Genomic DNA, 22,303 nt, shown 5'->3' on the forward strand with positions numbered 1-22,303 from the left:
CTCCTTTCGCGGCCGCGTTACTGGACGACGAATTCGGTGAACAGCACCTCGTCGACCTTCGCGCGCTGGTTGCCCGGCTGCGTCGGCTGCGCGATCAGCTCCCGCAGCTCGTTCGCGAGCGAACGTTTGCCGTCCGGCGTCGCGAGCTCCTCGGGATGCTTGTTCGACAGCGCGAGCAGGATCCGGCTGCGGATTTCCGGCATCCGCGCGGTCAGTTGCTCCTGCGCCTTCGGGTCGGTGAGCTTCAGCGACAGGCCCACGCGCAGGTAGTGCTGCACGCCGTCGTCGGACTGCAGGTTCACCGTCATCGGGTCGAGCGGGAAGAACACCGGCGCGGCAAGCGGCGCCGGCTCGGCGGGCGCGCTCGCGTGGCCGACGCCTGCCTTGCCCAGGAACACGTACATGCCGCCGGCGGCGGCGGCGGCCGCGCCCAGCGCGATGACGGCGATGAGCGCGATGCGCTTGAACTTGCCGGAGGAAGCCGGCTTGTCGGCGGTCGGGGTTGCGGTCGTGGCCATGTGAATGCGTGCGTGATGTCTCGTAGCATGCATTGTTCGGCATCCGGGCCGAGGCCGATGGGCGGAAAAGAGGGGGGAATTGCGGCTATCTCAGCCGATTGTCGGCGCGGCGCCGGCTCGATGCAGGGGGGAACGGCGGCGCAGGCGGCCCAGCGGGGCGGAATCGGCCGCGCGGAGAAAAGGGCAGGCGGCGGCGCCCGCCCGTCGGGCGTCAGATCGGCAGCAGCGTGAGCAGCGGCGCAATCAGCACCATCGCGACGCCCGCGATCATCATCGTCAGGCTCGACACGACGCCTTCCTCGCTGCCGATCTCGCGTGCCTTCGCGGTGCCCACGCCATGGGCGGCCGCGCCGAACAGCGCACCGCGCGCGAGCCGCGTGCGCATCGGCACGAGCGCGAGCACGAGCTCGCCGAGCAGCATTCCGCAGATGCCGGTCGCGATCACGAAGAGGGCGGTGAGGTCCTTCGGCGCGTGGATCTTGTCCGACACGGCGAGCGCGAACGGCGTCGACACCGAGCGCGTCATCAGCGAGCGCTGCAGCTCGGGCGACAGATGCAGCAGCTTCGCGAGCAGCAGCGACCCGCACACGCCCGCGGCGATCCCGACCGCGACGCCGACCGACAACGACAGCCAGTGCCGGCGAATCAGGTCGCGGTATTCGTAGATCGGCACCGCGAACGCGATCGTCGCCGGGCCGAGCAGCCACATCAGCCAGCGCGTGTCGCGGAAGTAGACCGAATACGGGATGCCGGTCAGCAGCACGAGCAGCACCAGCACGCCCGGCACGAACACGAGCGGCGAGAACAGCAGCGTCTTTTTGTACGCGTAGAGCCGCTTCGACGCGAAATACAGCACGACCGTCAGCACGAAGCAGCCGACGGAGATCGCGGTATTCACGCGGTCGGCGGGCAGGTTCGATAGCGCGGCGAGCATGGAAGGCTCCGGCTCAGTGTGCGACGGCGCTCAGGCGCGCGCGGCGGCGCTCGGCGAACACGCGTTGTGCGGCGAGCCGGCGTTCGAGCTTCGCGGCGAGATCGACCGCGACGGCCACCGCGACCATCACGAACGCGGTGCCGGCGAGCATCACCAGCGCGATGCGCCAGCCGTCCTCGCGGAACAGCCCGCCGTACTGCACGGCCGCGACGGCGGCCGGCACGAAGAACAGCAGCATGTCGGACAGCAGCCAGTTCGCGCCGTCCTTCACCCACGCCGGCGCGACGCGGCCCGAGAACAGCAGCACGAGGAGCACCGCGAGGCCGATCACGCCGGACGGAATCGGCAGCCCGATCTTGCGCACGGCCCAGTCGACCGCCATCCACAGCACGCCGAGCGCGGTGGCCTGCAGCACGATCCGGCCCGTGTGCGCGAGGCTGCCCGAAGCGGCGGGGCGGGCGGCGGCAGTGGCGGTCGGCTGGTTCATGGCGGGCTCCATACGGATGTTTCTGTCGATGGCCTCAGTATAGGGTTTCCCCTAACCATAAATAAAATGACTTGTCTCTATCCTTCTCATTCCAATCCGGAATTCGTTTTGACGTGGCTGCACCAATGTGGGGAGTGATCGATGGAATTGCGCGCGCTGCGGTACTTCGTCGAGGTGGTTCGCCAGCAGAGCTTCACCGCGGCGGCCGACAGGCTGTTCGTCACGCAGCCGACCATCAGCAAGATGGTGAAGGCGCTGGAGGACGAGATCGGTTCGCCGCTGCTGCTGCGCGACGGCCGGCAGATGGTGCTGACCGACGCCGGGCGGATCGTGTTCCAGCGCGGCCAGGACGTGCTCGCCGCGCAAGCGCAGTTGCAGTCGGAGCTGAACGATCTCGGCACGCTCGGGCGCGGCGAGCTGACGATCGGCATTCCGCCGCTCGGCGGCTCGCTGTTCACGCCGATCATCGCCGCGTACAAGCAGCGCTACCCGAACATCGAGCTGAAGCTGTTCGAGCAGGGCGCGCGGATGATCGAGGCCGCGCTGACGTCGGGCGAGCTGGAGCTCGGCGGGCTGCTGGAGCCGGTCGATCCCGGCACGTTCGAGCGGCTGCCGATGGTGCGCGCGCCGCTGTGGCTCGTCGCGCCGCGCGAGTCGCGCTGGGAGGATCACACGGCCGTGCCGCTCGCGGATCTCGCGCGCGAATCGTTCGTGTTCTATGCGGAAAGCCTCGCGCTGCACGACGCGGTGCTCGATGCGTGCCGGCAGGCCGGCTTCACGCCGTCGATCGTGAGCCGCAGCGGCCACTGGGATTTCATGGCCGCCCTCGTGCATGCGGGTGTCGGCATCGCGCTGCTGCCCGAGCCGTATTGCCGGCGGCTCGACGCGGGCCAGTTCACGTGCCGGCCGATCGTCGAGCCGGAAATCACGTGGGCGATCGCGCTCGGCTGGCTGAAGAAGGGCTACCTGTCGCACGCGGCGCGCGCGTGGCTCGACGTCGCGCGGGCGACGCTGCCGCTCGCGCCGGCCGACGATCTGGCGTTCGGGGGATTACGAGCGCGGGAGTGAGGGTGGGGCCGCCGGGCGATGAAGCGGACAGTGAAACAAAAAGGGCGGCCGTGACGGCCGCCCGTCGGGCCCTCAATGCCCCATCGCCGGCCCCGCGCCCTTCTTCGGCTTCGTGATCCACACGAGCGCCGCGAGCGCGATGAACACGCCCGCCGACAGGTGGAAGAAGTCGTTGGTCGCCATCATGAAGCCCTGCTGCGTGACGAGCTGGTTGAGCTGCGCATTGGCCGTCTGCCCGACGATGCCGAGCTGCGCGAGCGCGCCCTGGTAATCGGTCGTGTTCTGCGCATAGACGCTCACCGATTCCGACAGCCGCGCATGGTGATAGATCGCGTCGTTCTCCCAGAACGTCGAGCTGGCGGCCGTGCCGATCGCGCCGGACAGCGTGCGCAGGAAGTTCGACAGCCCCGACGCGCTCGCGAGCCGCTCGTCGGAGATGCTCGACAGCGTGATCGTCGTCATCGGCACGAAGAAGCAAGCGACGCCGATGCCCTGCACGAGCCGCGGCAGGATCACGTGGTTGAACGGCACGTCGAGCGTGAACGTCGCGTTCCACAGCGACACGCCCGCGAACACGATGAACGCGAAGCTCGCGACCATCCGCAGGTCGAGCCGGTGCATGTTGCGGCCGATCAGCGGCGACAGCACGAGCGCGAGCAGCCCGACCGGCGCGGTCGCGAGACCGGCCTTGCCGGCCGTGTAGCCCATCACCGTCTGCAGCCACAGCGGGAAGATCACGACCGAGCCGAAGAACGCCATGAAGCCGAACGAGATGATCAGCGCGCCGAGCGCGAAGTTGCGGTCCTTGAAGAGCGTGAGGTCGACCACCGGCTCCTTCTCGGTCGCCTCCCACACGAGCATGAACGCGAGCGACACGACCGCGATCAGCGCGAGCGCGACGATGAACGACGAGTTGAACCAGTCGCGGTCCTTGCCGAGGTCGAGCATCATCTGCAGGCACGACACGCCGATCACGAGCAGCGCGAGGCCGATCGCGTCGATCCGCTGCTTCGTCGTCTTCGTCTCGCGGCCGCGCAGCAGGAAGTACGCGCAGGTCGCCGAGAACACGCCGATCGGCAGGTTGATGTAGAAGATCCACGGCCACGTGTAGTTGTCGCTGATCCAGCCGCCCAGGAGCGGGCCGAAGATCGGCGCGACGATCACCGTCATCGCCCATAGCCCGAGCGCGAGCCCCCGTTTCGCGGGCGGGTAGCTGCGCATCAGGATCGTCTGCGACAGCGGCACCATGGGCCCCGACACGAGGCCCTGCAGCAATCGGAACGCGATCAGCGTCTCGAAGTTCGACGCGAGGCCGCACAGCGCCGACGCGATCGTGAACGCGAGCACCGACAGCGTGAAGAGGCGCACTTCGCCTACCCGCCTTGCGAGCCAGCCGGTGAGCGGCACCGCGATCGCGGACGCGACCGAGTACGACGAGATCACCCACGTGCCTTCGCTAGTCGCGACGCCGAGGCTGCCCGAGATGGTCGGCACCGCGACGTTCGCGATCGACGTGTCGAGCACTTCCATGAAAGTGCCGAGCGCGAGCCCGACGGTCAGCAGCGCGAGCGCGCCGCCGGTCAGCGGCGCCGGTTCGGCGGCGGGGGAGGGGGCGGATGCCGTGGTGGCGGACATCGGAATCTCCTAGACGCGGCGCGCGCGGCGCGCCGGCACAACGCACGGACGCGCGACGCAGCGCGGCCCGGCCGGGTGGAAGGAAAAAGGGGAAAAGCGGAGCGAGTGCCTTGTCATCTTCTGCCCAGACAGAGAAATAAGCGAATGTTTAACTGCGACATGGGGGCTCCGCGTGCATCAGCAGTCGGGTTCGTCGGGCTTCGGGCAGCCGGTCGAGCCGGGCCCGTTGGCGATGAAGCGTTGCAGCAGGCCGGTGAGCGTCGCGAGTTCGTCGGCCGAGAAGCCTTCGAGTTGTGCGTTGAGCACGGTCGCGACGAGCGACGGCAGCGCGCGGGCGGCTTCGATGCCGCGGTCGGTCAGCGTCAGCTCGATCATCCGGCGGTCCTGCTCGCTGCGCGCGCGTGCGATCAGCCCCTTGCGTTCGAGCCGGTCGAGCATGCGCGTCATCGAGCCGCTGTCGTACGACATCTTGCGCGACAGTTCGAACGGCGTGCGCGCGTAACCGCGCGACAGCAGCAGGATCACGCCGATCTGCTGCGCGGTGAGGTCGAGCGGCTCGAGCGCGCGATCCATCCGCTCGACGAGCGCCTGCTTCGCCTTCGACAGGTAATAGCCGAGGCTCGTTTCCAGCGCGATGTTCTCGGGATCGTAGAGGCCGCCGGTCATACGATTGCGCGCGCAGCAATAGTGCGTTTCGGGTTAAAACGCGCCCAGTATCTTGAAAAATGATTGCTTAGTCAATATTATTTAAGTCAACCAGTTACGACGTGCATGTTGCACCGCCGGAGACTATGTTCTGACCGATCGGCCCGCACTGCCGGGCACCCGAGGATGTTCGCGATGCTGTTCCTGAAAAATGCCGCCGGCGCGCTGCGCCGCAACCTGACCGATACCGCTCATCATGTGTTCTCCGGGCCGCACCGCGGCTGGAAGATCGCGCTGTACGTGACGATGCTGGTCGTGCCTGGCGGCTCGCTCGCGGCGCTCGGGTTCGCGTGGTTCGATCATCGCCGGCAGCGCAACACGAAGGGCGGCGCCCGCCGCACGAGCCAGCCGGCCGCGACGGAGCCGTCGACATGGCCGGCCGCCGCCAAACCCGTCGCGGTGCCCGTGCGCTGCCACTGACACACTGACGCCGCCGCGCGCCCGCTTTCCACACTGTCCCGCCCGATCGCCGGCCGCGTCGCGCGCTGCCGCTGCCGTCCGTCCGTTGGATGCCCATTCGCACGCCCGTTTTCCCGCAAGCCGGCCGTAATGGCCGGTAAACCGGCCGCCCGCGCCGGTAACACATTCGGGCCGCCGCCCACCGTACCCTTAGGGCTGCGCGGCTTTCCCGCCGTCAGTTACCATTTGTCCGCCAGCGGCCAACGACCGCACCGCATGACCGCATCGCGCGGCGCCGCTCGCCGGCCGTCGCGCCCAGACAGGAAAACCACCATGCCGTACGCCTCCCTCCCGCGCGCCGTTCGCCCGCTGAGCGCCGCCGTCGCCATTGCGACGGCCGTGCTGCTCGCCGGCTGCGCCGTCGGGCCCGACTATCACCGGCCCGACACGTCGATTCCCGCCGCCTTCAAGGAAGCGCCGGCCGGCTGGAAAGTCGCGCAGCCCGCCGATCGGGCCGATCGCGGCGCGTGGTGGACGGTCTACAACGATCCGCAGCTCGATGCGCTGATCGGCAAGCTCAACGCGTCGAACCAGACCATCGCGCAATCGGCCGCCGCCTACCGGCAGGCGCGCGCGCTCGTCACCGAGGCGCGCGCCGCGTATTTCCCGACCGTCGGGCTGAGCGCATCGGGCTCGCGCGCGCGGACGCCGCGCACGTCGCTGTCGTCGGGCTCGTCGTCGAATTTCGGCAGCGGCTCGACCGGATCGATCAACAACAGCTACAGCGTCGGCCTCGACGCCAGCTGGGAACCCGATCTATGGGGCAAGGTGAGCCGCACCGTCAGCGCGCAGCGCGCCGGCGAAGCGGCCGCCGCGGCCGATCTCGCGAACGCGCGGCTATCGCAGCAGGCGCTGCTCGCGCAGACCTATTTCCAGTTGCGCACGTCCGACGCGCTGCAAAAGCTGCTCGACGACACCGTGAAATCGTACGAACGGTCGCTGCAGCTCACGCAGAACCAGTACGCGCAGGGCGTCGCCGCGCGCGCGGACGTGATCCAGGCGCAAACGCAGCTGCAGAGCGCGCAGGCCGCGCAGATCGACAACGGCGTCGCCCGTGCGCAGTACGAGCATGCGATCGCGACGCTGATCGGCGAGCCCGCGTCGACCTTCTCGCTGCCGCCGAACCCGCTCGCGGCCGAGCCGCCGGTCACGCCGGTCGACGTGCCGTCCACGATCCTCGAGCGCCGGCCCGACGTCGCGGCGGCCGAGCGCCGCGCGGCGGCCGCGAACGAGCAGATCGGCGTCGCGATCTCGGCGTTCTTCCCCACGCTCACGCTGTCGGCCAGCGGCGGCTTCCAGAGTTCGGTGTGGTCGCAGCTGTTCACGCTGCCGGCACGCTTCTGGACGGTCGGCCCGCAGCTCGCGGCCACGCTGTTCGACGCGGGCTTGCGCGCCGCGCAGACCGACGCCGCGCGCGCGACCTACGACCAGGACGTCGCCGCCTATCGTCTCGCGGTGCTCACCGCATTCCAGGACGTGGAGGACAACCTGGCGTCGCAGCGCATCCTCGCGCAGGAAATCGACGTGCAGCGGCAAGCCGTCGACAGCGCCGAGCACGCGCTCGCGATCGTCACGAACCAGTACAAGGCCGGCACGGTCGCGTACCTGAACGTGCTGACCGCGCAGACCACCGCGTTCACCGCGCAGCAGAAGCTCGCGACGATCGCCGGGCAGCGGATGGTGTCGTCGGTCGGGCTCGTGAAGGCGCTCGGCGGCGGCTGGAACGTATCGGAAATGGCGCGCGAGAACGGCGGCATGGCGGCGCCGGCGCCTTTGCCGGCGTCCGGTGCGGCCGCGCCCGCGGCCACCGCACCGTCGGCCGCCGCGCCGCTCGCGCAGAAGTAGAAGGGAAGCGGGCGACGCGCGCGTTCAGCGCTGCGCGTCGCCGAAGATCAGCGAAACCTGGTTGTTGCCGATCGGGTGGCCGAGCAGGTTCAGCAGCCCGGCGAGATTCGCCTGCTGCTCGGGCGCCGCGTGCGCGGTCCCGCGGAACGAGCCCTGGCCGGGGCCGAAGCTGCCGTGCCCGTCGAGGAACAGCGGGCCCTGCGTCGTCGACAGGTCGAGATCGGCGCCCGCGCCCTTCGCCTGCAATACCGCGCGGTACGAACCGAGCGGCTTCACGCGCGACACGCGCGAACTCATCGAATCGATCGTCACCGTCAGCTGGCCGAACGCGTTGCTGCCGATGAGCCGCCAGTCGCTCCAGGCGAGCCGCACGTCGCCCTGCAGATCGAGCGTGTTGAACGGCGTGCCGAGCCCCGTGAGCAGCGACGCGGGCACCGCCATCGCGCCCGCCGACAGCACCGCGCCGCGCCACGTCGCATCGAGCGTGACCGCATCGGGCATCGCTTCGGTCTGCCGCATGCGCATCTGCACGCGCCCGGTCAGCAACGGCCAGAAGCGCGTGGTCCATTCGACCCGGCCCGGCAGCAGCGTCGCCGCGCTCTGGTCGGCGCCCGGCGCGAGCATCAGCGTGCCCGAGCCGTGCCACAGCGAGCCTTCCGGATCGACGAGATTCACGTGGCCGCCGGTCGCACGCGCGAACTGCGGCGCGATCCATGCGGCCGGCGCGAGCGCGACGAGCGTCACCGCCGTCGCCAGACCGCCTGCCAGCACCCACGGCAATACGGTGACGAGCCGTCTCGCCCACGGCCGCATCGGCCGGCCTTCGTATGCGTCATCCACTGCCGTCATCTATTTCTGGACGGAAGGTTGCATCACGGCCGTCAGGTCGACCTGGCCGTCCTCCTTCAGCGCCGTCGCATGCGCCTCGCCGACCTGCACCTTGAATTGCCGGCGCGCATCGTCGAGCCACTGGGTCCACGCCGGGAACGACACGTTCTTCATCTGGATCTGCACGCCATTGCCGACGATCTGCACCTGCGCGCCTTGCAGCCCGTGGTCGGACAGCGACGCGGTCAGTGCATCCTTCAGCGCGAGGCCGGTCGGCGCGACACCCTGCGCGGCGGCCGCCAGCGACTTCGCCTCGTTCGCCTGCGCGGTCATCTGCGCGAGTTCGTGACGCATCGCCGGCAGCTCGCGCTGGATCCGCGCGCGGCCCTCCTGCGCGGGCGACCACAGCACCGAATACGCGATCGCGACCGCCAGCACGGCGCCGCCCCAGCCGAGCAGCGTCTTCTCGCGCGGCGTGCGTTCGCCCCAGAACTGGGCGAGCGTCTGGTTCAGTTGTTCGGTTTTCATGAGCGGCTCCGGATCGTCCATTTGCCCGTGTTGCTGTCGACTTCGCCGGACAGTCCGTTACGCGCGAGGCGCTGCGTGAAATCGGGATCGACCTTGACCTCCGGCTTGAAGCCGACGTCGAGCCGCCGGTCGTGATAGTCGAGCGACGCGATGCCGTTCAGCGGCAGCGCGCCCATCGAGCGCGACAAGCCGCTCGAAAGCGCGAGGAAATCGTTCGGCGACAGCTCGCCGGCAGCGAGCCGAAGCTGGTCGAGCTGGCGCTGCATCTGCGCGGGCGGATCGAGCACGGTGGTCGTCTTCGGGAACGCGGACAACAGCGTCTCGGTGATCTGCGCGGACAGCGCATCGCGCTCGCGCGACAGCTTCCACCAGTGCAGGTTCATCCCGATCACCGCGACGCCGAGCGTCGCCGCGGCCAGCGCGATCGGCACGCGCAGGCGCTTGAGCGTCGCGCGATCGAAGCGCCACGGCTGCGATTCGAATTCGAACTGGCACAGATCGAATGGCTCGGCGAGCGCCCGGCGCGCGAACGTGTCGAACGACAGCGGCGCGGCGCCCGGCAGCAGCGGCGCGTCGGCGCGGCCGACCGACGCGAGCCGCGGCTCCGCGCCCGGTTCGCCGAGTTCGTACAGTTCGATGGCGCCGCCGCCCGCGAGCGCGGCCAGCGTGCCGGCCGCGCGCGACGCGGGCGCCGCGAAGCCTTCGCCGAGCGCGCCGCGCGCGACCGCCAGCTCGAGGCGCGGCGCCCCGGCCGCGGCCGGCAGCGCGCCGGCTTCGACGAGCACCGGTTCGACCGCCGTCGCGAGCCCGAGCACCGCGGCGACCGTGGCCGGACGGGCGAGCGGCGCGGCGGCGTCCGCGGCGAGCGCGGCGGCGTCGATCGCCTCACCGTCGGCCAGCGCCGAGGCGGATGCCGCTTCGGCCGACGCGCGCGGCGCCGGCAGGCAGCGGGTCGCGGGCACCGCGCTCAGGTGCCGGTGGCCGGCCGCGGTGAACGCGTCGCAGATCGTGCGGAACCACGCGCGATCGACGACGGCCAGCACGCGGCGCCCGTCGGGCAGGGCGGCCGGATCGAGCGCGATGTGGCAGCCGAGCGGATCCTGGATCAACTGATCCTCGACGATGTTCGGCAGCGCCTGACGCAGCTTCGGCCCCTTCAGCGGCGGCACGGTCGCGGCCAGCAGCAGCACGTCGCGCGCGGCGACGATCAGCACCGTTGCGTTCGCGCGCGGCAACAGCGCGAGCGCGGCGCGGCCCGCGCGCTGCACCTGGCCGGCCTTGTCGACGAGCATGAACGGCAGCTCGGGCCACTGCCATTCCTGCAGCGGCACGGCCGGCTCGCGCGGCGGCAAAGAAACAATCAACGTGCTCACAAGCGCTCCTCTCCCGATTGGCGTCGTTATAGCTGATCGCGGATGCGCACGATCCGCGTCGAGTGCGTGGTCGGATCACGATACACGAGCGAGGTACGGTCGACCTCCGCGCGTTCGTGCTGGATCCGGCCATGCACGATGAAATAGCTCGAATTGACGTCGACGAGGCTCGAGTCGATCGTCACGTTCGGCGGCGCGCCGGCTCCGCGCAGCGCGAGCTGCACGTCCCCGACGTTTCGGAAAAACACGGTCTCGCGGCGCGCGACGAGCGCCTGCGCGGACGACACGCTCATCCCCGGTATCAGCGCGGCGATCACTTCGGCCGGCGCGGTGTTCATGTTCACGGGCGTCGTGGTCGGCAGCACGGTGACGAACGGGCGCAGCCGCGCGACCATTTCGGGTGTCACGCCGTCGACGTCGAGCAGGCTGTCGACGCGCGTCATCATCAGCGGCGCGGGCCCGCGCTCGCCGCCGGCCATCCCGGGATCGTCGGTGAAGCCGCTGCCCTGCATGTCGCCGCTCGTCACCGGTGCGGTCGCGGCATTCGCCGCGGTGCCGCCGCCGCCGGGCAGGTTCGGCATCTGGAATCGCGTGGCCGAATGCAGCAGCCCCGCGCGCACCTGCAGCGCGATGCGCTTCGCGAAGGCACTGTCGTAGCCGAGCGTCGTCAGCAGGCGCTGGAACGCCTGCATCTGCGTGACGTTCAACTGCAGCACGCCGGGCGCCGGCGACGACACGAGGTTGCGCAGGTTGAACTTCGCCTGCGCGTCCTCGATCGAGCCGGACAGGTACGTGTCGTCGCCGCCCGTCTCGTTGGGCGCGCCGATCCGGCCGAGGAAATCCGACAGCTTCGTCTTCGCGATCGGTACGCCCCAGATCCCGCCGAGATACGTGATGCCGGGCGCCGTGTCGCCTTCGGAGCGCAGGATCATTCGCGTCCAGTCGAGCGCGCCGCGCGCGACCCACTGTGCCTGCGCGATCACGCGCTGGTTCTCGATGCGGCGGATCTGCACCTGCTGGCGCCACAGCATCCCCGACACGAGGATCGCCGACAGCGCGACCACGAGCAGCGCGGTGATGATCGCCGCGCCGCGCTGGCGGCGGGCAGGCATTCGACGGAAAGGGCGCGCACGCATCGTCATTCCCCGACGAGGAAGATGCGCGTGACCGGCACGCGCAGCGACGTCGCGCCGATGCTGACCTGCAGCCCGGTCACCGCGCGCGCGGGCGGCGCGTTGCCGAGCTGCGGCACCTTGAGCGCGTCGTTGTTCTGCGCGAGCGCTTCGTCGGCCGTCTGCAGGTTGGTGGTCCAGCCCACGCGCGGCACGTACAGCTTCGCGTCGATCGCGCCGACGCCGCCCATCAGCGCGACCCAGCTCCAGCCTTCGACGCTGCTGTCCTTCAGCATCGTGCGCAGCCGGTTCGTGTCGTCGACCGGCGGCGACGCATAGCGCACGACGCGCCCGCCGGCGATCCGGTAGCGGACCACCTGCAGTCGCGGCGCGACGCCCGGCACGTCGAGCTCGCGCACGATCTGCAGCGTATTGCCGGCGACGCCGATCGCCGGCTGGCCGGCCTCGTCGTCGGTCGCGGCGAGCCGCGCGTCGATGCGCATCTGGTCGAACATCTGCGCGAACACGCGCTCGTCCTCCATCGCGGCGGCCACCTTGTCGCGACCACGCATGATCTGGTCGAGCCCGCGCCACGCGAGGATCGCGACCACCGCGAGGATCGCGATCGCGATCATCAGCTCGATCAGCGTGAAGCCGCGGGCGGCACGGGCGGACGGGCGTCGCATCGGCGCGTCAGAGCGGACGGCTGGTTTCATTCGCGACCACCGTCACCATCTGCGCGAGCACGCCGGAACGGCCGGGCATGCTCACCGAAATCCGCACGCGCCGGAACACCGGGTTCGGCGTGGTGCTCACGCGCTGCGTGCAGACGAGCTGCACGTTGCCTTGCGAGCAGTCGAAACTCTGTTCGCCGACCTCCGGCCACGCATGCGTGAGCCGCAGTTGTGCAAGCGCGTTGTCGGCGCTCCAGCCGGCGAGCAGCCGGCGATGCAGGTCGGACGCATTGGTCGCCATCGTGCCGACCGCGCGGATCGACGCGGCGAGCGCGACCGCGATGATCGCGAGCGCGACCAGCACCTCGATCATCGTGAAGCCGCGGGCGGAAGAAACGGGGAAGGGCAGGCGACGACGCATCGTCATTGCACCTCGTAGCGGCCGTTGCCGGTGCCGACGATCGTCGCGCTGCCGGCGGCTGAATGCAGCGTCACGCGCACCGGCGTGTCGATGCTCTCGGTGCCGAACACGACGCGGTTCGCGCGCGTGTCCGACCCCGGGTAATCGATGTCCGCGCCCGTGACGCCGCCGTCCCAGTCGCGCGGGCGCAGCAGGTCGTCGCGCAGCGTGCGCCAGCCGTCGGGCGAGCTCACGTCGAACTGGAAACCGTGCGCGGTCGGCTGCCACGCGATCGGCCGCGCGCGCACCTGCGCCTCGTCGCCGGCCGTCTCGAACAGCAGCGCGATGCGCTGCGCTTCCTCGCGCAGGTCGGTGCGCGGATTACGCGTCAGCGACAGCGACGCGAGCGACACGAGCAGCCCCGCGATCACGAGCACGACCAGCATTTCGAGCAGCGTGAAACCGCGCGCGCGACGCCGCGCCGCGCGGGGCGTCGTCAAGCCGCCATCGGCGCCCGCCGGGACGGACGGCACCGCACCGCGATGCGCACGGCAATCGCGGCCGCAGCGGGAGGTCGTGCGAATGGCGAGCATGAAGAACGGGAATGAAACGTCGGGCCGATCAGCGCCGGCTCATTGCCACGAGCCGATGTCGGAGTCGTTGCTTTCGCCGCCTTCCTTGCCGTCGGCGCCGTAGCTGAACACGTCGATCTCGCCGTGCACGCCCGGGTTCAGGTACTTGTACCCGTTGCCCCACGGATCGTTCGGCAGGCGCTCGAGATAGCCGCCGTCCTTCCAGTTGTTGGGGATCGGATCGGTGGTCGGCTTCTGGATCAGCGCGTTCAGGCCCTGTTCCTGCGTCGGATAGCGGCCGTTGTCCAGACGGTACAGCTTGAGCGCCTGCATGATCGTGCCGATGTCCTGCTTCGCGGCGATGCGGCGCGCCTCGTCCGGGCGGCTCATGATCTTCGGCACGATCAGCGCCGCCAGGATCCCGAGGATCGCGACCACCACCATGATCTCGATCAGCGTGAAACCGCGCTGACGACGCACGGCCGCGTTGCGGCGAGTGATCCACGTTTGCATGACTGACTACCTCTTTCCAAAAAATGTCGTCGATTGAGTGACGCACCCGACGGGCATTCCGGAATGCCGGCCTGACGACAGGCTTCCGATACCCCGGGCGCGGAGCCCGCATTGTAAGGCGCGCATCGCCGAGGGCTTTCACCCAACGCAAATTTCACATACATCCGTACAATAGCGCGCATGAACGCGCTCTCGATCCGGATCCTTTCCCTCGCCCTCTTCGCGGGTTTGTGCGCGACGGCCACCTACTGGGTCGTCACGCTGTCGGCCCGCGAAGCGCCGCTGCCCGCCGCCGCCGCGCGGCTGCCGATCCGCACCGAGGACGCCGCCGCGCTCTTCGGCGGCCAGCTCGACAAGAATCCCGTCCAGGACATCCACCTGTTCGGCATTCTCGCGCTCGATCATGGCGGCGCCGCGATCGTCGGCATCGGCGGCGAACCGCCGCGCGCCGTGTCGCTCGGCGCGGAGCTCGCGCCCGGCGCGAAGCTCGCCGAAGTGCGCAGCCGCTCGATCATCGTCGACCGCAACGGCGCGCGCGCCGAAGTCCAGCTCCCGGCGAACACGCCGTCCCCAGCGATCTACATGCGCTGACGGCCGCGGCCCGGCACGCGGAATCGGGCCGCCACGTCACTGCACCATGTTGTTCAGCTCGATGATCGGCAGCATCACGGCCAGCACGATCACGAGCACGATGCCGCCCATCGCGAGGATCAGCAGCGGCTCCAGCAGGCTCGTCAGGAACATCGTGCGGCGCTCCAGCTCGCGCGCCTCGCCTTCGGCCGCGCGATCCAGCATCGTCGTCACGTCGCCCGTCGCTTCACCCGAACGAATCAGGTGCACGAGCACCGGCGGAAACGTCTTCACGTTGTTCAGCGCGCGCGACAGCGCGGAGCCTTCGCGCACGCGCACGATCGCGTCGTCGATGTTCGCGCGCATCGCGCGGTTCGACAGCGTCTCGCCGGCCGCCTGCAACGCACGCAGGATCGGCACGCCGGCCGCGGTCAGAATGCCGAGCGTGCTCGCGAAGCGCACCGTGTTGTAGCCGCGCACGAGCTTGCCCGCGAGCGGCGCGGTCAGCACCCAGCGATCGAACGCGAGCCTGGGCCCGGCGCGCGACAGCGTCGCCTTCACGAACCACACGACGAGCGCGACCGCGATCAGGATCGCCCACCACCAGTGCCGCACGAATTCCGACAGCGCCATCATCACGACCGTGAGGATCGGCAACTGCTGCTTCGTGCTCGCGAACACGTTGACGACCTGCGGCACGACGTAGCTCAGCAGGAACGTGACGATGCCGAACGCGATCAGCGTGACGATGCCCGGATACGTGAACGCCAGCAGGATCTTCTGCTTGAGCGCATTGCTCTGCTCGATGTAATCGGCGAGGCGCGACAGCACGATGCCGAGCTTGCCGGTGTGCTCGCCGGCCGCGACCAGCGCGCGGTAGATCTCCGGAAAATCGCGCGGGTGCTGGCCCAGCGCATTCGCGAGCGAATGGCCGCCGAGCACTTCGGCGCGGATCGCGGCCATCAGTTCGCGGATGTAGTCGCGCTCGGCCTGCTCGGTCAGCACGCCGAGCGCCTCGTCGAGCGGCAGCCCCGCGATCAGCAGGCTCGCGAGCTGGCGCGTGAGAATCGCCTGTTCGCGCTGCGACAGCTTGCGGCCGAACGCGAGCCGCTGCGAACGCGCGCCGCGCGTGGCGCTCGCGGCCGGCTCGACGACGAGCGGCGTGAGCCCCTGCGTGCGCAACTGGCCGCGCGCGGCGCGCGCGCTGTCGGCATCGATCACGCCTTTCTGCGCGCGTCCCGCCGCATCGATTGCTTCGAAACGGAATGCCGGCATCGCGCTATGCGCCTCCCGTCACGCGCAGCACTTCCTCGAGCGACGTCGCGCCGGCCGCGAGCCAGCGCTCCGCGTCGTCGCGCAGCGTGCGCATGCCTTCCGCGCGGCCGGCGGCCAGGATCTCGGCATCGGCCGCGTTGCGGTGGATCAGCGCGCGGATCGACTCGTCGACCAGCAGCAGTTCGTAGACGCCGCGCCGGCCCGAATACCCCGAATGCCCGCACTTGTCGCAGCCGACCGGATGCCACACGGTACGGCCTTCCTCGTGCCGTTCTTCCTTGCAGACCGGGCAGAGCTGGCGCACGAGGCGCTGCGCGAGCACGCCGAGCAGCGACGACGCGAGCAGGTACGGCTCGACACCCATGTCGGTCAGACGCGTGACGGCGGACGCCGCGTCGTTCGTGTGCAGCGTCGCGAGCACGAGGTGGCCCGTCAGCGACGCCTGCACCGCGATCTGCGCGGTTTCGAGGTCGCGGATTTCGCCGATCATGATCACGTCCGGGTCCTGTCGCAGGATCGAGCGCAGCGCACGGGCAAAAGTCATCCCGATCCGCTCGTTCACCTGCGTCTGGCCGATGCCGGCGAGATCGTATTCGATCGGGTCCTCGACGGTCATGATGTTGGTCGTCGCGGTTTCGAGCCGCGACATCGACGCGTACAGCGTGGTCGTCTTGCCCGATCCGGTCGGGCCGGTGACGAGCACGATGCCGTGCGGGCGGCCGATCAGCTTGTCGAACTGGACGAGCGTATCGCGGCCCATCCCGAGCGCTTCGAGGTTCAGGCGCTGCGCGTCCTTTTCCAGCAGACGCAGCACCGCGCGCTCGCCGTGCCCGGTCGGCAGCGTCGACACCCGCACGTCGACCGGCCGGCCGCCGACGCGCAGCGTGATGCGGCCGTCCTGCGGCAGGCGCTTCTCCGCGATGTCGAGCTGCGCCATGATCTTGATCCGCGAGATCAGCGCGCCGTGCAGCGCCTTCTTCGGGCGCACGACGTCGCGCAGCGTGCCGTCGACGCGAAAGCGCACGACCGACGCATTCTCGAACGGCTCGATGTGAATGTCGGATGCCTGTTCGCGGGCCGCTTGCGTGAGCAGCGCGTTGATCATCCGGATGATCGGCGCGTCGTCTTCCGATTCGAGCAGATCCTCGACTTCGGGGATGTCCTGCATCAGCCGCGACAGGTCGACTTCGCCTTCGACCTCGCCGACCACCTGCGCGGCGCTGCCGTCCTGGCGCGCGTAGGCCTGGTTGATCGCCTGCGCGAGCTCGTCGGCCGGCACGCGGTGCACGGCGATCGAGCCGAAGTTGCGCGCGATCTCCGCGAGCGCGGCGTCGCTCGTGCGTTCGCTGATCCACACCTCGAGCGTGTCGTCGAGCTGGTGCGCGATCAGCACCTGGCCGCTCTTCGCGAAGCCGTACGGCAGCAGGCGCGCGGCCAGCGGCGACGGCGGCTGGCGCTCGGCCGGCGCGCCGTCGTGGGCGGAGGACGCGAGCACGTCGCTCACTGCGAGGCTCCCGGCGCGGTGGTCAGCGGCTGTTGCGGCACCGCCTGCTGCGGCACGCTTTGCGGCTGCGCGGGCGTCGCTTCGGGCAACGGCTGCGCCGGCACAGGCGCGACCTGGCGCTGCAACTGCTGGCGGCGCATCTTGTCGAGATCGAACAGGTTGCCGGCCGGCGTGCCGCCCTGGCTCGGGCCCAGCGGCATCGGCGGAACGACCGGGTCGTCCTTGTCGCGGATCACGTTGTTGTCCGACTTGTACGCGCCCGTCACGCCCTGGATGTAGTCGTAGCGGTTCGCGGTGACTTCCTGCGCGGTGCTGCGATCGGAGATGATCACCGGGCGCAGGAACACCATCAGGTTGGTTTTCGCGCGCTGCTTCGATTCCGAGCGGAACAACTGGCCGATCCACGGGATGTCGCCGAGCAGCGGCACCTTGCTGTTCGACACCTGGTAGTTGTCCTGCATCAGGCCGCCGAGCACGATGATCTCGCCGTTGTCGGCCAGGATCGTCGACTGGATCGAGCGTTTCGTGAAGGTCGGCCCGGTCTGCGCGTTGGTGGTGCCGCTGACGACCGCCGAATCCTCCGTGTAGAGCTGCAGCTTGAGAATTCCGCCGTCGGTGATCTGCGGCTTCACGTGCAGCGTCAGGCCGACGTCGCGACGGTCGTAGGTATTGAATGCGTTGCTCGTCGTACCGCTCGTCAGGTTCGAATACGAGCCGGTCGCGATCGGCACGTTCTGGCCGACGACGATCTTCGCTTCCTCGTTGTCGAGCGTGATCAGGTTCGGCGTCGACAGCACGTTCGCGTCGCTCACGCCGGCAAAGTATTGCAGCAGCGCGCCGAGCCCCTGCACGCCGAACATGTTGTGCAGCCAGCCGATGTTGAGCCCCTGGCTCAGCGAGCCGAGGTTGGAGGCCAGCCCGCCGCCGGTGATGCCGCCGGCGGCGTTGGTCACGCCGCCCGCCGTCAGGTTGATGATGCTGTTGCCCAGCCCCAGCCCGGGGTTCAGGTTCGTGCCGCCGAGAAACTGGCCGCTCGCGACCTGCCACTGGATGCCGAGGTTGCCCTGCGTCGTCGAGTTCAGCTCGACGATCAGCGCTTCGATATAGACCTGCGCGCGCCGCGCGTCGAGCTGGTCGATCACCGAGCGCAGATTCCGGTAAACCGGATCGGACGCGGTGATGATCAGCGAATTGGTGGCCGAGTCGGCCTGGATCATCCCGCCCGGCTGGTTGTCGTCGCCGCTCTTGTCCTTGTCGCCGCCGAGCAGGCCGCCCGTACCGAGGCCACCGCCGGACGAGCCGCCGCCATACGCCGACGAGGACGACGAACCGCCGAGGCCGCCCGACGGCAGCGGCGGGGTGCCCGACGTGCCGGTCGAGAAGTTGCCGCTCGACGACGAGCCGCCGTTCTGGTTGAAGCTGTTCGCATCGTTGGACGACGCCGACGAGCCGCTGTCGTTGCCGCCCTTGCCGAGCATCCCGCGCAGCGTCTTCGCGAGCTTCACCGCATCGGCGTTGCGCAGCGGCACGACGTGCATGTTGCCGGGCACCGCGCTCGGTGCGTCGAGCTGCTGCACGAGGCGCTTCGCGGCCGCGAGGCGCGACGCGCTCGACGCGCGCAGCAGCAGCGCGTTGGTGCGCGGGTCGGCCGTGACCGATACCTTCAGCGTGGCGTCGCTGTTGCCGATCGCGCCCGGGTCGAGCATTTTCTGCAGTTGCGCGGCGAGGTCGATCGCGTTCGCGTTGCGCAGCGGCACGACCTGCACCTGCGCGCCCGCGGCGCTGTCGACGCCTGCGATGATCTGCGCGATGCGGCGCACGTTGTCCGCATAGTCGGTCACGACGATCGTGTTGTTCGCCGGGTAGGCCGTCACCGTGTTGTTCGGCGAGATCAGCGGCCGCAGCACGGGCAGCAGGTTGTTCGCCGATTCGTTGCGAAGCTCGAACACCTGCGTGATCACCTGGTCGCCGCGCGCCTGCGGCGCGTTGCCGATGTAGGTCGGCACGCCCTGCAGCTTCGCGTCGGCTTCCGGCACGACCTTCAGCACGCCGTGATCCTGCACGAGCGCGAAGCCCTGCATGCGCAGCGCGGACTGCAGCGTCTTCAGCGCCTGGTCTTCCGGCACCGGCCGTTCGGCCACGAGGTTGAGCTGACCCTTCACACGCGGGTCGACGATGATGGTCTTGCCGGTCGCGGCGCCGATCGCTTTCGCGACCTGGTCGATGTCCGCATTCACGAAGTTGAGCGTGACCTGAGCGTAGGCGGCCTGCGAGACGATGATGCCGGCCACGAGCAGGGTCGTGGCAACACGCCGCATAACGAAGCGATTTCTTGTCATGGATAAATGGGTCGATGCCGGCTCAGGCCACTTCCGGCGGTAGTGCTGAGATCCAAGTCCGAAAAGGGCGACATTAGCAGTTTTTCATGTCCGAAATATCACATTGATCCGAAGACTGTCTCACATACGACATGCGTGCGGTAAATCGTATGCAATATGTAAGGATCGGCGCAACCCTTCGCGCGGCGGCCCTCACGCTTTTTTGCGATGAGCCGACACGAAAATGCGGTATAACCGGGCTGCCGTATTCCTGCCTGTCGCAATTCGACGGTCTGCCGGTATGATACGGGCGGCACGTTTCTCGTCGCACTAATAACACGCACGGGTTTTCCCGAGCTTCGCGCCATTCCTTTTCGTTTTTCGCACGATGAACAGACGGTTCGCTTCGATCGCGTTGATCGCCGCTGGCACATGGTTCGCCAGCGGCAACGCGCGCGCGGATTGTTTCGACGAAGCGGCCAGGTATCAGCAGGTCAATCCGCTGATCCTGCGCGCGATCGCCTGGCAGGAGTCGCGCAACCGGCCCGATGCGCTGAACAAGAACACGAACGGCTCGGTCGACTACGGCCTGATGCAGATCAATTCGATCCACCTGCCGACGCTGTCGCGCTACGGGATCGGCCGCGACACGCTGATGGAGCCGTGCAAGAACGTGTACATCGCCGCGTGGCATCTCAAACAGAAGATGAACCGCTACGGCAACACGTGGCAGGCGGTCGGCGCCTATCATTCGGAAACGCCGTCGCTGCGCGACAAGTACGCGCGGCAGATCGCCGGCATCCTCGCGCAATGGAAGCTGCTGCCGCCCGTGCAGACGACTCAGTCCACTCAGGCCGCGCAGACCACTCAGTCCGCTCAGTGATTCCGCGTCGCCGGCCGATGCCGGCCGGCGCCGGGCCGGCCGCGCGCGTTTGATGCACAATGCGGGCTGACGCCGCCGTTTCGCCCGTGCGCGGGCCGATCGCGCCCCCCAGGGCGCCGCGGCCGCTTTTTCATCTTTTCCGTTGGTGCAAATCATCATGAATCCGGCAATGAAACAGCCGTTGCCCGTCACCGTGCTGTCCGGCTTCCTCGGCGCCGGCAAGACCACGCTGCTCAACCACGTGCTCGCGAACCGCGCGGGCCTGAAAGTCGCGGTGATCGTCAACGATCTCGCGGCGGTCAACATCGACGCGTCGCTCGTGCGCGATGCGCAGGCGCTGTCGCACGTCGAGGAGCGCCTCGTCGAAATGTCGAACGGCTGCATCTGCTGCACGCTGCGCGACGATCTGCTCGTCGAGATCCGCAACCTCGCATCCGAAGGCCGCTTCGACGCGATCATGATCGAATCGACCGGCATCGCGGAGCCGATGCCGATCGCCGAAACGTTCACGTTCGTCGACGACGACGGCGCGTCGCTGTCGGCCATCGCGCGGCTCGACACGCTCGTCACCGTGGTCGACGCGTACAACTTCCTGCGCGACTACGGCTCCGACGACGCGCTCGCGACGCGCGGCATCGCCGCGTCGGAAGACGACGACCGCACGCTCGTCGAACTGCTGATCGAGCAGATCGAATTCTGCGACGTGCTGGTGATCAACAAGGCCGACCTCGTCGGCGCGGAAGATCTCGCGCGCCTGCAGCACATCCTCGCGCGCCTGAATCCGCGCGCGCATCAGGTCGTATCGACGTTCGGCAACGTGCCGCTCGACGAAGTGCTGAACACCGGCCGCTTCGATTTCGACGAAGCCGCGAATGCGCCGGGCTGGCTCGCGTCGCTCGATCACGATCACACGCATTGCGACGATCCCGACTGCCATGACGACCATCATGCGCACGTGCACGGCGAAGCCGACGAATTCGGGATCGGCAATTTTGTTTACCGCGCGCGCCGTCCGTTTCACCCGGCACGGCTGTGGGCGCTGCTGCACCAGGAGTGGCCGGGCGTGCTGCGCAGCAAGGGTTTCTTCTGGCTCGCGACGCGCAACGACATCGCCGGTTCGCTGTCGCAGGCGGGCGGCGTATGCCGGCATGGCCCGGCGGGTTTGTGGTGGGCGGCGCAGGATCGCGCGGAATGGCCGGACGACGACGAGCTGCTCGCCGAAATCCGCACCGAATGGCTCGGCGATCTCGACGATCGCACGGTCGGCGATCGCCGGCAGGAGCTCGTGCTGATCGGCATCGCGCTCGACGCCGATGCATGGCGTGCGAAACTCGATGCGTGCCTGCTCACCGATGCGGAGTTCGCGCTCGGCGCGGCGGGATGGGCGGCGCTCGACGATCCGTTCCCGGCGTGGGACGTCGATTCCCACGACGACGACGATCACGGCGACACGCAGATCGTCCATGCATGATCGCGTTGGTAACGGCTTGTAAAAGTAACCGTTAACTTTTGCAAGAGCGGCGCGAACTGTGGCGAAAATGCCGCGCGCGCCCAACAAAAAACCCGCCGAGAGGCGGGTTTTTCCGGAACAGGCGCGGGTTTAACGCTTGTTGACGGCGTCCTTGAACGCCTTGCCGGCCGTGAACTTGACCGTCTTGGCTGCCGGGATCTTGATGGTTTCGCCCGTCTTCGGGTTGCGGCCCGTACGTGCTGCGCGCTTGCCCGAACCGAAGCTGCCGAAGCCGATCAGCTGAACCGCATCACCCTTCGACACGGCCTTCTTGATGACTTCGAGCAGCGTGTCCAGCGTTTCGCCGGTTTGAGCCTTGCTGGCGCCCGTTTGGGCGGCGACGGCGTCGATCAGTTCCTGTTTGTTCATTAAGGTTCCTTTATCAGGTTAGGTTGACACGAACAGCGCGAACGCGCCGATTATACGTGCGCGAACCGTGCCGTCGAGAGTCAGACTCCGACGACACAGCGCCGAATCCTGGCCCGCGCGACGCGCCCTCCGGCTTGCCGGCGGCCACCCCGCGGTACGGCGTTGCTATGATAGCGCAGCGCAAACCCAATAACGACAAGGGTTTCAAAGATTTTCATCGGTA

The 22,303-nt window shown here is 68.7% G+C and carries 23 protein-coding genes; 6 read left to right on the plus strand and 17 right to left on the minus strand.

The features are described 5' to 3' along the window. Positions 1–17: 17 nt before the first annotated feature. From fliL to CFB35_RS00130, 3 genes are all read right to left on the minus strand, one after another. Entirely contained in the window at positions 18–518 is a 501-nt protein-coding gene (gene fliL, locus CFB35_RS00120) for a flagellar basal body-associated protein FliL (protein WP_179231707.1), read from the minus strand. Between the two features lie 211 nt (positions 519–729). Further along, a complete protein-coding gene (locus CFB35_RS00125; protein ID WP_059580404.1) occupies positions 730–1,452 on the minus strand; it encodes an LrgB family protein in 723 nt (240 codons plus the stop codon). A 13-nt stretch (positions 1,453–1,465) separates the two neighbouring features. Next, positions 1,466–1,939: a CidA/LrgA family protein gene (locus CFB35_RS00130; RefSeq protein ID WP_089464478.1), complete on the minus strand. Its 474-nt coding sequence runs from the start codon at positions 1,937–1,939 to the stop codon at positions 1,466–1,468. Between the two features lie 141 nt (positions 1,940–2,080). Between CFB35_RS00130 and CFB35_RS00135 the strand changes: the two genes are divergently transcribed. Beyond that, entirely contained in the window at positions 2,081–3,007 is a 927-nt protein-coding gene (locus tag CFB35_RS00135) for a LysR family transcriptional regulator (protein WP_059580406.1), read from the plus strand. Between the two features lie 72 nt (positions 3,008–3,079). On the opposite strand, the gene CFB35_RS00140 is transcribed toward CFB35_RS00135, so the two are convergent. After that, complete coding sequence (locus tag CFB35_RS00140; RefSeq protein ID WP_059580409.1) at positions 3,080–4,642, minus strand: DHA2 family efflux MFS transporter permease subunit; 1,563 nt, start codon at positions 4,640–4,642, stop codon at positions 3,080–3,082. 177 nt (positions 4,643–4,819) lie between these two features. Beyond that, a complete protein-coding gene (locus tag CFB35_RS00145; RefSeq protein WP_059580411.1) occupies positions 4,820–5,308 on the minus strand; it encodes a MarR family winged helix-turn-helix transcriptional regulator in 489 nt (162 codons plus the stop codon). 174 nt (positions 5,309–5,482) lie between these two features. Here CFB35_RS00145 and CFB35_RS00150 point away from each other — a divergent pair, with 174 nt between their 5' ends. Both CFB35_RS00150 and CFB35_RS00155 read left to right on the plus strand, forming a co-directional pair. Continuing rightward, positions 5,483–5,767 carry a multidrug ABC transporter ATPase gene (locus CFB35_RS00150; protein ID WP_089464479.1) on the plus strand — a complete coding sequence of 95 codons (285 nt, stop codon included), beginning with the start codon at positions 5,483–5,485 and terminating at the stop codon, positions 5,765–5,767. Positions 5,768–6,079: 312 nt separating this feature from the next. Then, on the plus strand, positions 6,080–7,651 hold the full coding sequence (locus CFB35_RS00155) for an efflux transporter outer membrane subunit (RefSeq protein ID WP_089464409.1): 1,572 nt from the start codon (positions 6,080–6,082) through the stop codon (positions 7,649–7,651). Positions 7,652–7,675: 24 nt separating this feature from the next. Here the strand turns inward: CFB35_RS00155 and CFB35_RS00160 are convergent, their stop codons facing one another. From CFB35_RS00160 to gspG, 8 genes are read right to left on the minus strand one after another with little or no spacing between them, the layout of a single operon-like run. Beyond that, positions 7,676–8,464, minus strand: a complete 789-nt coding sequence (locus tag CFB35_RS00160) for a type II secretion system protein N (protein ID WP_059638602.1) — start codon at positions 8,462–8,464, stop codon at positions 7,676–7,678. A gap of 36 nt (positions 8,465–8,500) precedes the next feature. Beyond that, a complete protein-coding gene (gspM, locus tag CFB35_RS00165; RefSeq protein WP_054928223.1) occupies positions 8,501–9,007 on the minus strand; it encodes a type II secretion system protein GspM in 507 nt (168 codons plus the stop codon). Beyond that, positions 9,004–10,380: a type II secretion system protein GspL gene (gene gspL / locus CFB35_RS00170; protein ID WP_089464410.1), complete on the minus strand. Its 1,377-nt coding sequence runs from the start codon at positions 10,378–10,380 to the stop codon at positions 9,004–9,006. Before gspL ends, gspM begins: the two co-directional genes overlap by 4 nt. 26 nt (positions 10,381–10,406) lie before the next feature. Then, entirely contained in the window at positions 10,407–11,516 is a 1,110-nt protein-coding gene (gspK, locus tag CFB35_RS00175; RefSeq protein ID WP_059580677.1) for a type II secretion system minor pseudopilin GspK, read from the minus strand. 2 nt (positions 11,517–11,518) lie between these two features. Next, positions 11,519–12,178: a type II secretion system protein J gene (locus tag CFB35_RS00180; RefSeq protein WP_060008867.1), complete on the minus strand. Its 660-nt coding sequence runs from the start codon at positions 12,176–12,178 to the stop codon at positions 11,519–11,521. A gap of 7 nt (positions 12,179–12,185) precedes the next feature. Then, positions 12,186–12,593: a type II secretion system minor pseudopilin GspI gene (gene gspI / locus CFB35_RS00185; RefSeq protein WP_373453001.1), complete on the minus strand. Its 408-nt coding sequence runs from the start codon at positions 12,591–12,593 to the stop codon at positions 12,186–12,188. Beyond that, positions 12,590–13,159 carry a GspH/FimT family pseudopilin gene (locus CFB35_RS00190; RefSeq protein ID WP_089464411.1) on the minus strand — a complete coding sequence of 190 codons (570 nt, stop codon included), beginning with the start codon at positions 13,157–13,159 and terminating at the stop codon, positions 12,590–12,592. Before CFB35_RS00190 ends, gspI begins: the two co-directional genes overlap by 4 nt. Before the next feature lie 39 nt (positions 13,160–13,198). Next, positions 13,199–13,651 (minus strand): type II secretion system major pseudopilin GspG, encoded by a 453-nt coding sequence (gene gspG / locus CFB35_RS00195; RefSeq protein WP_027783126.1) that lies wholly within the window; start codon positions 13,649–13,651, stop codon positions 13,199–13,201. Between the two features lie 180 nt (positions 13,652–13,831). Between gspG and CFB35_RS00200 the strand changes: the two genes are divergently transcribed. Then, a complete protein-coding gene (locus CFB35_RS00200; protein ID WP_011882773.1) occupies positions 13,832–14,242 on the plus strand; it encodes a hypothetical protein in 411 nt (136 codons plus the stop codon). Positions 14,243–14,278: 36 nt separating this feature from the next. Here CFB35_RS00200 and gspF read toward each other — a convergent pair whose 3' ends face one another. From gspF to gspD, 3 genes are read right to left on the minus strand one after another with little or no spacing between them, the layout of a single operon-like run. Then, the gene (gene gspF, locus CFB35_RS00205; RefSeq protein ID WP_059638548.1) at positions 14,279–15,496 is read right to left on the minus strand and encodes a type II secretion system inner membrane protein GspF; all 1,218 of its coding nucleotides are present in this window, start codon (positions 15,494–15,496) and stop codon (positions 14,279–14,281) included. A 4-nt stretch (positions 15,497–15,500) separates the two neighbouring features. Further along, positions 15,501–17,000, minus strand: coding sequence for a type II secretion system ATPase GspE (gspE, locus tag CFB35_RS00210; RefSeq protein WP_089464412.1), 1,500 nt, complete (start codon positions 16,998–17,000; stop codon positions 15,501–15,503). Continuing rightward, positions 16,997–19,339, minus strand: coding sequence for a type II secretion system secretin GspD (gene gspD / locus CFB35_RS00215; protein WP_060310251.1), 2,343 nt, complete (start codon positions 19,337–19,339; stop codon positions 16,997–16,999). Before gspD ends, gspE begins: the two co-directional genes overlap by 4 nt. A gap of 367 nt (positions 19,340–19,706) precedes the next feature. Between gspD and CFB35_RS00220 the strand changes: the two genes are divergently transcribed. Both CFB35_RS00220 and CFB35_RS00225 read left to right on the plus strand, forming a co-directional pair. Next, entirely contained in the window at positions 19,707–20,201 is a 495-nt protein-coding gene (locus tag CFB35_RS00220) for a lytic transglycosylase domain-containing protein (protein WP_059638543.1), read from the plus strand. 157 nt (positions 20,202–20,358) lie between these two features. After that, on the plus strand, positions 20,359–21,672 hold the full coding sequence (locus CFB35_RS00225; RefSeq protein WP_089464481.1) for a GTP-binding protein: 1,314 nt from the start codon (positions 20,359–20,361) through the stop codon (positions 21,670–21,672). A gap of 129 nt (positions 21,673–21,801) precedes the next feature. Here the strand turns inward: CFB35_RS00225 and CFB35_RS00230 are convergent, their stop codons facing one another. Then, positions 21,802–22,080, minus strand: a complete 279-nt coding sequence (locus CFB35_RS00230; protein ID WP_006401505.1) for an HU family DNA-binding protein — start codon at positions 22,078–22,080, stop codon at positions 21,802–21,804. Positions 22,081–22,303: the final 223 nt, after the last annotated feature.

Source organism: Burkholderia sp. AU16482, assembly GCF_002223285.1.
In the GTDB taxonomy this organism is placed as follows: domain Bacteria; phylum Pseudomonadota; class Gammaproteobacteria; order Burkholderiales; family Burkholderiaceae; genus Burkholderia; species Burkholderia semiarida.

Bases quoted from the DNA above. Each gene is read 5' to 3' on its own strand.
- CFB35_RS00140 (WP_059580409.1), bottom strand. From the start codon at position 4,642: ATGTCCGCCACCACGGCATCCGCCCCCTCCCCCGCCGCCGAACCGGCG.
- CFB35_RS00125 (WP_059580404.1), bottom strand. From the start codon at position 1,452: ATGCTCGCCGCGCTATCGAACCTGCCCGCCGACCGCGTGAATACCGCG.
- gspK (WP_059580677.1), bottom strand. From the start codon at position 11,516: ATGCGTGCGCGCCCTTTCCGTCGAATGCCTGCCCGCCGCCAGCGCGGC.
- fliL (WP_179231707.1), bottom strand. From the start codon at position 518: ATGGCCACGACCGCAACCCCGACCGCCGACAAGCCGGCTTCCTCCGGC.
- gspD (WP_060310251.1), bottom strand. From the start codon at position 19,339: ATGACAAGAAATCGCTTCGTTATGCGGCGTGTTGCCACGACCCTGCTC.
- gspF (WP_059638548.1), bottom strand. From the start codon at position 15,496: ATGCCGGCATTCCGTTTCGAAGCAATCGATGCGGCGGGACGCGCGCAG.
- CFB35_RS00135 (WP_059580406.1), top strand. From the start codon at position 2,081: ATGGAATTGCGCGCGCTGCGGTACTTCGTCGAGGTGGTTCGCCAGCAG.
- CFB35_RS00160 (WP_059638602.1), bottom strand. From the start codon at position 8,464: ATGCGGCCGTGGGCGAGACGGCTCGTCACCGTATTGCCGTGGGTGCTG.
- gspM (WP_054928223.1), bottom strand. From the start codon at position 9,007: ATGAAAACCGAACAACTGAACCAGACGCTCGCCCAGTTCTGGGGCGAA.
- CFB35_RS00145 (WP_059580411.1), bottom strand. From the start codon at position 5,308: ATGACCGGCGGCCTCTACGATCCCGAGAACATCGCGCTGGAAACGAGC.
- CFB35_RS00200 (WP_011882773.1), top strand. From the start codon at position 13,832: ATGAACGCGCTCTCGATCCGGATCCTTTCCCTCGCCCTCTTCGCGGGT.
- gspI (WP_373453001.1), bottom strand. From the start codon at position 12,593: ATGACGATGCGTCGTCGCCTGCCCTTCCCCGTTTCTTCCGCCCGCGGC.
- CFB35_RS00130 (WP_089464478.1), bottom strand. From the start codon at position 1,939: ATGAACCAGCCGACCGCCACTGCCGCCGCCCGCCCCGCCGCTTCGGGC.
- CFB35_RS00220 (WP_059638543.1), top strand. From the start codon at position 19,707: ATGAACAGACGGTTCGCTTCGATCGCGTTGATCGCCGCTGGCACATGG.
- CFB35_RS00150 (WP_089464479.1), top strand. From the start codon at position 5,483: ATGCTGTTCCTGAAAAATGCCGCCGGCGCGCTGCGCCGCAACCTGACC.
- CFB35_RS00230 (WP_006401505.1), bottom strand. From the start codon at position 22,080: ATGAACAAACAGGAACTGATCGACGCCGTCGCCGCCCAAACGGGCGCC.
- CFB35_RS00225 (WP_089464481.1), top strand. From the start codon at position 20,359: ATGAATCCGGCAATGAAACAGCCGTTGCCCGTCACCGTGCTGTCCGGC.
- CFB35_RS00155 (WP_089464409.1), top strand. From the start codon at position 6,080: ATGCCGTACGCCTCCCTCCCGCGCGCCGTTCGCCCGCTGAGCGCCGCC.
- CFB35_RS00180 (WP_060008867.1), bottom strand. From the start codon at position 12,178: ATGCGACGCCCGTCCGCCCGTGCCGCCCGCGGCTTCACGCTGATCGAG.
- gspG (WP_027783126.1), bottom strand. From the start codon at position 13,651: ATGCAAACGTGGATCACTCGCCGCAACGCGGCCGTGCGTCGTCAGCGC.
- CFB35_RS00190 (WP_089464411.1), bottom strand. From the start codon at position 13,159: ATGCTCGCCATTCGCACGACCTCCCGCTGCGGCCGCGATTGCCGTGCG.